At 65.9% G+C, this 9,398-nt stretch carries 8 protein-coding genes and 1 tRNA gene; 3 read left to right on the top strand and 6 right to left on the bottom strand.

Annotation, left to right across the window (positions count from 1 at the left end; all coding sequences use genetic code 11):
- Nucleotides 1–17: 17 nt before the first annotated feature.
- Complete coding sequence (locus G3N93_RS26700; protein WP_206134314.1) at nucleotides 18–1,067, bottom strand: DUF3592 domain-containing protein; 1,050 nt, start codon at nucleotides 1,065–1,067, stop codon at nucleotides 18–20.
- A 187-nt stretch (nucleotides 1,068–1,254) separates the two neighbouring features.
- A tRNA-Lys gene (locus tag G3N93_RS26695) sits at nucleotides 1,255–1,330 on the bottom strand.
- Between the two features lie 190 nt (nucleotides 1,331–1,520).
- On the opposite strand from G3N93_RS26695, the gene G3N93_RS26690 reads away from it, so the two are divergent.
- Together G3N93_RS26690 and G3N93_RS26685 are read left to right on the top strand one after the other, a co-directional pair.
- Nucleotides 1,521–1,925 carry a PaaI family thioesterase gene (locus tag G3N93_RS26690; protein ID WP_006477449.1) on the top strand — a complete coding sequence of 135 codons (405 nt, stop codon included), beginning with the start codon at nucleotides 1,521–1,523 and terminating at the stop codon, nucleotides 1,923–1,925.
- An 8-nt stretch (nucleotides 1,926–1,933) separates the two neighbouring features.
- Entirely contained in the window at nucleotides 1,934–2,800 is an 867-nt protein-coding gene (locus G3N93_RS26685) for a patatin-like phospholipase family protein (protein WP_206134313.1), read from the top strand.
- A gap of 49 nt (nucleotides 2,801–2,849) precedes the next feature.
- Here the strand turns inward: G3N93_RS26685 and G3N93_RS26680 are convergent, their stop codons facing one another.
- Nucleotides 2,850–3,863, bottom strand: a complete 1,014-nt coding sequence (locus G3N93_RS26680; protein WP_011353578.1) for a D-2-hydroxyacid dehydrogenase family protein — start codon at nucleotides 3,861–3,863, stop codon at nucleotides 2,850–2,852.
- A 426-nt stretch (nucleotides 3,864–4,289) separates the two neighbouring features.
- On the opposite strand from G3N93_RS26680, the gene G3N93_RS26675 reads away from it, so the two are divergent.
- Nucleotides 4,290–5,339: a LysR family transcriptional regulator gene (locus tag G3N93_RS26675; RefSeq protein WP_206134312.1), complete on the top strand. Its 1,050-nt coding sequence runs from the start codon at nucleotides 4,290–4,292 to the stop codon at nucleotides 5,337–5,339.
- Nucleotides 5,340–5,469: 130 nt separating this feature from the next.
- Here G3N93_RS26675 and G3N93_RS26670 read toward each other — a convergent pair whose 3' ends face one another.
- The 3 genes from G3N93_RS26670 to G3N93_RS26660 all read right to left on the bottom strand — a co-directional run.
- Nucleotides 5,470–8,067, bottom strand: a complete 2,598-nt coding sequence (locus G3N93_RS26670) for a DNA topoisomerase III (protein WP_174937392.1) — start codon at nucleotides 8,065–8,067, stop codon at nucleotides 5,470–5,472.
- Nucleotides 8,068–8,260: 193 nt separating this feature from the next.
- The gene (locus G3N93_RS26665) at nucleotides 8,261–8,641 is read right to left on the bottom strand and encodes a thioredoxin family protein (RefSeq protein ID WP_011353575.1); all 381 of its coding nucleotides are present in this window, start codon (nucleotides 8,639–8,641) and stop codon (nucleotides 8,261–8,263) included.
- Nucleotides 8,642–8,677: 36 nt separating this feature from the next.
- Nucleotides 8,678–9,398 (bottom strand): DNA-processing protein DprA (locus tag G3N93_RS26660; protein ID WP_206134311.1); only part of this gene is annotated, 721 nt, incomplete at its 5' end.

The following is a 9,398-nucleotide window of genomic DNA, read 5'->3' as shown; positions in this document are numbered from 1 at the left end:
CGCGGCTGGCGCGCGCGTCATGGCGCGGCTTCGTGCGCCGGGTGTTCCGGCCACAGCGTCGCGGCGATGAACAGCCCGGCCGCGAGGAACGGTGCGCCGATCGCGAACAGGATGGCCGCGAGGCCCCAGCGATCCCAGAAGCGGTCGACGACCGCGCGCTCGGGCGTGACGGGGTCGTACAGCACGTTGACCGCATCGCCTTCGCGCAGGCCCGGATGCGACGCCGCCGAGCCCTGGGCGAACGTGATCTGGCGGCCGCTGTCGGTCGTGAACGCGACGATCGCCGAATACAGCGACGTGCGCGAGCGGGTCGAGCGTGCGTTTTTTGCGATCTCGACGACATGGCCGGTCGAACGTGCGTAGTGGTGCGCGATCTGCCACTGACGCAGGCCGGCCGCGCCGGCGCCGGCGACGAAGCCCGTGCCGATCGCGATCGGAATCAGCACGATCGCGACATCCCAGCGGCTCCGCGCGTGCTTGCGGGCGGAGCGGGCCGGCGGTGGCTCGGATGTCCGGCGGCGACGCCCGCCGACGATCAGGAGGCCGCCGATCGCGAACGAGGCGACGGCGAGCAGCGTTGCCACGGCCGCCGGAAACCAGCGTTGCGTGAAATCGTCGATCAGTGCGGGGCGTTCGGGGTGGCTGGGGTCGAGCCATACCTCGACGTTCTCGCCGATATCGTAGGCGGGGACGGTCGATGCGGTATTGCCGGCGACTTCGCGGCGCTGTCCGTCATTCGCGAGGTACGCGACGATCGGCCGGTACGCGCGCATCGCGTCGCTGTCCTGCACGATGCGCACGACCGTGCCCGGCGCGCTGACCAGTTGGCCGGTCGCCTGGCCCTCCGTGACCGCGAGCATGCCGGCCAGCACGAGCAGCACGACGCCGAGCGCCATGGCGACGAGCGCGTCCTTACCCGGCATGACCGGATCCGGTTCGTGCGTCGCACTGCGGATGCCGGCGTGATCTTGGGAGTGGCGTGTCTCGACGGACTCGCCGATATCGGCGCAACCAGGCTCTCTGAATGGTCGCGTCTCGGTTACATGCTTCCATGTCTGACGTCCCATGCTCTCTCAGTGCCGGCGGGCAAACGGCAGTGCCTGCGCCGGTTGTGTGATATTTGTCGGACGATTCTAGCGGAAACGATGCGGAGCGGGCGTGCGATGGCGTACCGCGACAGGGCGCGCGTCGCGAGTGCGGCGGCGGAAAAGGAAAAAGCCCGGTTAGCTTTCGCTAACCGGGCTTCGGAATTCCTGGTGGGGCGTGAGTGACTCGAACACTCGACCTACGGATTAAGAGTCCGCTGCTCTACCAACTGAGCTAACGCCCCCAACAGAAGAAAGATTATGCATGGGTATTTGAGGCCTTGCAAGCCCTTTCTGCAAAATTCCTGAAAATATTTCGTCACGACTACGGCAGCTGTCGGTCCGATAACGAGCGATCGCAGATTCCGTGCTCCCGGTATGATGACGCCACACGTGTTGCGCGGCGGTCGCGCAACGCTTTCTGGGCTTTCGAAGATGGACGAAAACGCAGTCCGCGAATTGCTGGATCGCCTGCTGGCCCCCTGGGTCCGCTCGCTCGGTCTGGTCCCCGTGTCGATCGGCGACGACAGCGTCACGCTGCGCCTGCCGTTTTCCGGCGAATTCCGCCATTCGGGCGGCATCATCTGCGGCCAGGTGTTCACGGCGGCTGCCGACACCGCGATGGTGGTTGCGATCTCGGCCGCGCTCGGCGAGTTCCGGCCGATGACGACCGTCTCGTTGAACACGAACTTCATGCGTCCCGTGCGCAAGGGCGACGTGCTCGTCACCGCGCGCGTGCTGCGGATGGGCCGCAATCTCGTCTTCGGCGAAGTCGAGCTGTTCGACGAAGACGGCAAGATGGCCGTTCACGCGACGTCGACCTACGCGCTCGTCAGCTGAGCGGCGCGATGTTCGACCAGATCGTCTTTGCGGGCGGCGGCAATCGCTGCTGGTGGCAGGCCGGCTTCTGGGACGTCGCCCAGCCGGCGCTTGGCTTGCGCCCGCGCGTGATTACCGGCATCTCGGCCGGCGCGGCGACCGCGTGCATGCTGTATACGCGCGACGCCGCCTGGGTGATGCGCTATTACGAAGAGGCGCTGCGCCACAACCGGAAGAACGCGTACTGGGGCAACCTGTTCGGGCGCGAGCCCGTGTTCCCGCATTACCGGATTTACCGTCAGGCGCTGCTCGACATTTACGGCGAGCCGTTCGCGAAGCTTGCCGCGGCGCCGGAGATCCGTATCGGCGTGTCGCACGTGCCGCGCTGGCTCGGCGCGCGCAGCGCAGTGGCCGCCGGCCTCGTCGCGTACAACATCGAGAAGTACGTGCGCAAGACGCTGCACCCGTCGCTCGGGCGCACGCTCGGCTTTCGGCCGGAATTCGTGCGCGCGCAGGCCTGCACGCGCGTCGACGAACTCGCCGACCTGATCCTGCAGTCGTCCTGCACACCGCCGTTCACGCCGGTGCTGCGCCGCGGCGGCCGGCCCGTGCTCGACGGCGGAATGGTCGACAACGTGCCGGTCGATGCGCTCGACCCGACGCCGGGCGACGTGCTGGTGCTCGTCACGCGGTTGTACCCGCGCCCGCAGATGTTCACGGTCGCGCATGGCGAGCAGCGGCGGTTGTATGTCCAGCCGTCGAGCAAGGTGCCGATTTCGAGTTGGGATTACACGAGCCCGTCGCAGATGCGGCATGCGTACGACCTCGGGCGGCGCGACGGCGAGCATTTCCTCACGCGCGTCGGTGCGATGACGGGCGGCCGCGTGGCCGCCTGAAGACGGGAAGCAGGAAGCAGGGCCGCGCAGCGGGCGCGGCCCGCTGCACTCAGCGCACGCGGCGCGGCGTCAGTGCTTCCGGGTTGACGACGCTCGACATGTCGCCTTGGTCGAACGCCAAGATGTTCCGGAATGCCGCGCTGAAGTAGAGCTCGTAGCTTTCGCGCTCGACGTAGCCGATGTGCGGCGTGCAGATCACGTTTTCCATCCGCAGCAGGCTGTAGCCCTGCAGGATCGGCTCGCTTTCGAACACGTCGATCGCGACCATCCCCGGACGGTTGTGCGACAGCGCATTGACCAGCGCATTTTCCTCGAGCAGTTCGGCGCGGCTCGTGTTGACGAGCAGCGACGTCGGCTTCATCCGCATCAGGTCTTCCTGCTTGACGATCCCGCGCGTGTCGTCATGCATGCGCAGGTGCAGCGACAGCACGTCGCTCTGCTCGAACAGCGCTTCGCGGCTTTCGGCGGCCGTATAGCCGTCGGCCCGCGCGGCCTCGAGCGAATGCTCGCGGCCCCAGATCAGCACGTTCATCCCGAACGCCTTGCCGTAGCCGGCGACGAGCCGGCCGATCTTGCCGTAGCCCCAGATGCCGAGCGTCTGGCCGCGCAGCACCTGGCCGAGGCCGAAGTTCGGCGGCATGGCCGACGTCTTCAGGCCCGACTGTTGCCACGCGCCCTGCTTCAGGTTCGCGACGTACTGCGGAATGCGGCGCTGGGCGGCCATCACGAGCGCCCAGGTCAGCTCGGCGGGGGCAATCGGGGAGCCCGTGCCTTCGAGCACCGCGATGCCGCGGTCGGTACAGGCTTCGAGATCGATGTGGCTCGAAATGCGGCCGGTCTGGCTGATCATGCGCAGGTTCGGCAGCTTGGCGAGCAGTTGCGACGAAATCGGGGTCCGTTCGCGAATCAGCACGAGCGCCTCGACTTCCGCCAGACGGCTGGCGAGTTGTCCCAATCCGCGCACCGTATTGTTGAAGACCTTCACGTCGTGGTCGGCAAGCATCTCGAAGCAGTTCAGCTTGCGGACGGCGTCCTGGTAGTCGTCGAGGATGGCAATTTTCATGGTGAGCGGGTGTCGCGCGTTGAAAGCGGCGGTGGCGGCGGCGCACGTTGCGCACCCGTCCCGCCCGGCCGGGGCCGACATGATGCTACGTCGGCCGCCGCCATGGTGTCTTTTTAACAGGTTGTTACGCTCCGCCGCAATTGGCGGCAGCCTGACCCGGAGCCGCTTGCGCGGTGGGCGGAAGGGTGCGCTGTTGTGTCGCATCAAATACGTCCTTCCTGATTCGGCCGCTTACTCGACGAGGTTCACCCAATTGTTGCTCCAATCAGAATAATTGGATCAACTATCCGCAGAAGGCGAGGATTTTTGACTATTTTTATCGTCAACAACGGCCTTGTTGAGCAACTCTGCATCATTTCCGCTGTCGTAGGAGAATTACGCATTTGCTTCATCTTTTTGAAGTTGTAACAGCGGCAGGAGTCGTTTATGGATCATTTGCAGTCGATGCGCGTGTTCGTCAAGGTTGCAGATCTCGGCAGTTTTGCGCGGGCCGCGAGTGCAATGGATATCTCCAACGCGGTCGCGACGCGTCACGTCGCCGATCTGGAAGGCCGGCTCGGCACGCGTTTGCTGAACCGCACCACGCGCAGCCTTTCCCTGACGGAGTCAGGCCAGGTCTATCTGGAGCGTGCTCGCCAGATCCTCGATGAGCTCGAGGACGTCGAGCAGATGGTCGTTGCGCGCAATCACGAGCCGGTCGGAACGTTGCGCATCGTTGCGCCGGTCGTGTTCGGCCTGCATAACCTCGCGCCCGTGTTGCAGTCGTACACGGAGAATTTCCCGAAAGTGGTGCCGGATCTCACGCTGGTCGACCGGCAGGTCGATCTCGTCGAGGAAGGCTTCGACGTCGGCATCGTCGTCACGCGCCAGATGCGCAGCGCGAGCATCGTCACGCGGCGCCTGACCACCGGCTGCATGACCGTGTGCGCGACGCCGAGCTACCTGGAGAAGCACGGTGTGCCGACCCATCCGGAGCATCTCGCCGAGCACCCGAGCCTGAGCCTGCCGACCGAATACTGGGGCGACGAGCGCGTGTTCACGGGGCCGGACGGCGAAGTGCGCGTGCGCCCGACCAACGTGATCGTCGCGAACAACACCGCGATGCTGCGCCAGTTCGCGCTGCTGGGGATGGGTGTCGCGATCCTGCCGAGCTACCTGATCGGTGGCGACATCGCGCGCGGCGCACTCGTGCGGCTGCTGCCGGATTTCCGGCTGCCGCAGGTCGAAATCAACATCGCTTACCCGAGCCGGCGCCATCTGCCTGCGAAGGTGCGCACGTTCATCGACCACCTCGTCGAGCATTTCAGCCACTCGACCGATGCGACGATGGGCGAGCAGTGGGCCGCGCAGAATTCGGCGCTTGCGCCGATCGGTGTCGAGACGCGTGCGGAGCAGCCGGAATCGGCCGACCCGAACCTGGCGCCGCGCCGGCCGCGTTCGCCGCGCCCGCGCGTCGCTGTGCCGTCGCCGCTGTAGCGGCGCGATGGCCGGGCGGCGGTTGCCGCCGGCGCAAAGAAAAACGCGGATCGATTGCTCGATCCGCGTTTTTTTTTATGGCTGCCTGCCGGAATTCGGCGTGGCCGGGAGAACCCCGGCCGTCAGGCCGTTACGAGCCCGTCTTGCGCGCCGTCGTCTTGCGGGCGGCGGTCTTGCGAGCCGGTGCCGGTTTCTCTTCGGCGCCTTCCGTCACGGTTTCGGCATCCTTCGTCGCCGATTTTGCCGTCTTCTTCGCGGCGGCGGCCTTCGGCTCCTTCTTCTCGAACTCGAAGCCGATCTTGCCGTCGGGCTGCTTCACGAGGAAGGCCTTGAAGTTGCGGCCCGTGCGTGACGACTTGAAGTTCGGCAACAGATCCGTGCGGCCGTCGGCAAGCAGCTTGCCCATCTGCTCGCGCGTGATTTCCTGCTGCAGGATCACCTTGCCCGAGCGGAAGTCGCAGGTCTTCGGGTTGGCCACCGAGTGCTCGCACACGTAGCTCATCCCGTGCTCGAACACGCGACCCTTGCACTTCGGGCATGCGCCGACCGGCTCCTGCGCGGAGAAGTCGGGCGCTTCGCCTTCCTCACCGCCGGTATCCTGGCCGAAATCGAACTCGAGCTTGTAGTTCTTCGTCTCGTCGTCGAAGGACAGCTTGAGGATCGCCGAGAACGGGCGGCCCATCTTGCTGCGGAAGCCGGACAGCGGGCCGATCGTCTTCTCGCGCAGCAGCTCCTCGACTTCCGCGATCTCGAACTGCCGGCTGCCCGGGATCTTCGAGATCGAGAACTCGCACTTCGTGCACGCGAAGCGGCGGTAGTTTTCCTTCACCTGGCCGCCGCAGTTCGGGCATGGCGTCTCGAGCGTCGCGTAATCGCCGGGGATCGTGTCGGAATCGTATTCCTTCGCGCGCTTGACGATCTGCTGCGTCATGCGGGCAATTTCCTGCATGAACGCTTCGCGCCCGAGGTTGCCGCGCTCCATCTGCGACAGCTTGTATTCCCATTCGCCGGTGAGCTCGGGCGCGGTGAGTTCCTTCACGCCGAGCCCGCGCAGCAGCGTCATCAGCTGGAAGGCCTTCGCGGTCGGGATCAGCTCGCGGCCTTCGCGCACGAGGTATTTCTCGCCGAGCAGGCCTTCGATGATCGCCGCGCGCGTGGCTGGCGTGCCGAGGCCCTTCGCGGCCATCGCCTCGCGCAGTTCGTCGTCCTCGACGAGCTTGCCCGCGCCTTCCATTGCGGACAGCAGCGTCGCTTCCGAGTAGCGTGCGGGCGGCTTCGTGACGAGCGCGACGGCGGCGATTTCGTCCGTCTTCACCTTCTCGTTCTTCTGCACCGGCACGAGGTTCGCGTCCGCGCCTTCGGCGTCGCGACCGTACACCTGCAGCCAGCCCGGCTCGACGAGCACCTTGCCTTCGGTCTTGAAGTGATGGCCGGCGACTTCGGTGATCCGTGTCGTGACACGGAATTCGGCGGCCGGGAAGAACACGGCAAGGAAGCGCTTCACGACCAGGTCGTACAGCTTCTGCTCCGGCTCGGACAGCGACTTCGGCGCCTGCAGCGTCGGGATGATTGCAAAGTGGTCGCTGATCTTCGAGTTGTCGAAGATCCGCTTGTTCGGCTTCACCCAGCCCTTGTCGAGCACCTGCTTCGCATGCGGCAGGTAGTTGTTGCTCTCCTTGAGCATCTCAAGCGTGGACTCGACCGTCGACAGGTAGTCTTCCGGCAGCGCGCGCGCGTCGGTACGCGGGTAGGTCAGCACCTTGTGCTTTTCATACAGCGCCTGCGCGAGACCGAGCGTGTTCTTCGCGGAGAAGCCGAAACGGCCGTTCGCTTCGCGCTGCAGGCTCGTCAGGTCGAACAGCAGCGGCGACAGTTGCGTCGACGGCTTCGATTCCTCGGAGACCGTGCCGACCTGGTCGCGGCATGCGGCGACGATCGTTTCGGCAGCCGGCAGGCTCCACAGGCGGGAGTCGCGCTTTTCCGGATCGAATTCGTCGCGCTTGAATTTCGGGTCGTACCACTTGCCTTCGTAGAAGCCGCCCGCGCATGCGAATTCCGCCTTCACTTCCCAGTAGTCGCGCGGGATGAAGCGGCGGATTTTCTCTTCGCGTTCGACGACGATCGACAACGTTGGCGTCTGAACGCGGCCAACTGTCGTCAGGAAGAAGCCGCCGCCCTTGCTGTTGAACGCGGTCATCGCGCGGGTGCCGTTGATCCCGACGAGCCAGTCGGCTTCCGAGCGGCAGCGTGCGGCGTCGGCGAGCGGCAGCATGTCCGCGTCGCTGCGCAGGTTCGCGAAGCCGTCGCGGATCGCCTGCGGGGTCATCGACTGCAGCCACAGGCGCTGGACCGGCTGCTTCGCCTTCGCGTGCTGCGCGATCAGGCGGAAAATCAGCTCGCCCTCGCGCCCCGCGTCACATGCGTTGATCAGGCGGTCGACGTCCTTGCGCTTCAACAGCTTGGTGAGCACCTTGAGGCGCGACTCGCTTTTTGCGATCGGGTTCAGATCGAAATGCGGGGGGATGACGGGCAGATGCGCGAAGCTCCATTTCCCGCGCTTGACCTCGTACTCTTCCGGGGCGGCGATTTCCAGCAGGTGGCCGACAGCGGACGAAAGGACGAAATCGTCGCTTTCGTAATACTCGTCATGCTTGGTAAAGCCGCCCAAAGCGCGTGCGATGTCGTTCGCGACAGAAGGCTTTTCCGCAATGATCAGTGCTTTGGACATGACAGGTGTGTGTTGGTAGACCGGGTTCGCCGGTTGTGGGTCCCTTTTACGACCGCTTTATAGCACACGCCGCAGCGATGGCGGCTCAGCGTGTAAAAAGCGGCTCATCATAGAGGGGGGCCGCAACGGCGGCAAGCGCCCGGCGCGGCAGGGCGCGCAAATGCGCGCAAAACCACCGGGCCGGCTCGCGAATTCAGGCTTCGACGGCCAGGACGTTGCGCAATTTCGGTGCGTGCGGCGCACCGGGTACCGCACTCAGATCGGACAGCATCCGCTCGACGATCGCCGCATGCGGCAGCACCGTGCCGAAGAAGCGCGCGGTGTGGGTATCTTCGATCAGGATCGTCGGGAAGTTCTCGACGTCGAGATCGTCGAGCTGGTCGGCATGCGTTTCGATGTCGATCCAGGCGAAGCAGGCGTCCGGATGCGCATCGGCGAGCTGGTCGAAGGCCGTCCGGTAGTCGCGGCAGGTGCCGCACCACTCGGCGCACAGGCAGGCGACGAGCAACGTGCCGGGATCGGCGAGGCGCTCGGCGATCCGATCCGCATCGGTGTCGAGATTCAGCGCGGGCATGGATTTCCTTGGATATCGTTGGCGGTCTGGCCGCCCCTATGCGGGGGAATGTAGCACGCCGTGCACGGGCGGGGTGCGCGCCGCGTCAAGCCGCACGAAGCGTCCGCCGGGGAGGCTGGCGACGCGGCCGGCCAGTTCCAGCGCAAGCAGCGCGCGGTGCAGCACGTCGTCGGACAGGCCGCTGTGCTCGGCGAGCCATTCGTAGGTGACGGGGCCGTATCCCAATGCGGCAAGTACGGCCTGTTCGGATGGCGTGCCGGGCAGCAGTGGCGCCGGCGACGGTGCTTCGTCTCGGGCGGGCGCGGTGGCCGGAACGGCATCGCCAGTGGGGATGACCCCGGCAGCGGCACGCTGAGTGATGGCTTCGGTTTCGCGGAGGCCACCGGAGTCCGCACACGGATGCCCGGAACACGCCGCACCGCCTGCCATGGCGGCTTTCGATTCACCCAGCCCGTATTCCTCGAGCACGTCGAGCGGCGCGGCGGTGAGCTTCGCGCCGTCGCGGATCAGTGCGTGGCAGCCCTGCGCGAGCGGCGCATGGATCGAGCCCGGCATCGCGAACACATCGCGCCCCAGTTCGTTCGCGAGTCGCGCGGTGATCAGCGAGCCGGAGCGCGGCGCGGCCTCGACGACGAGTGCGCCGATCGCGAGCGCAGCGATCAGCCGGTTGCGCTGCGGGAAGTGCGCGGCGCGGGCCGGCGTGCCGAGCGGCCATTCCGACACGATCGCGCCGTGTGCGGCGATCTCGTGGGAATGA

Source organism: Burkholderia sp. Se-20378 (assembly GCF_017104665.1).
Classification (GTDB): domain Bacteria; phylum Pseudomonadota; class Gammaproteobacteria; order Burkholderiales; family Burkholderiaceae; genus Burkholderia; species Burkholderia lata.
The sequence above is the reverse complement of the archived record's forward strand: the minus strand, read 5'-3'. Positions and strand labels throughout refer to the sequence as shown.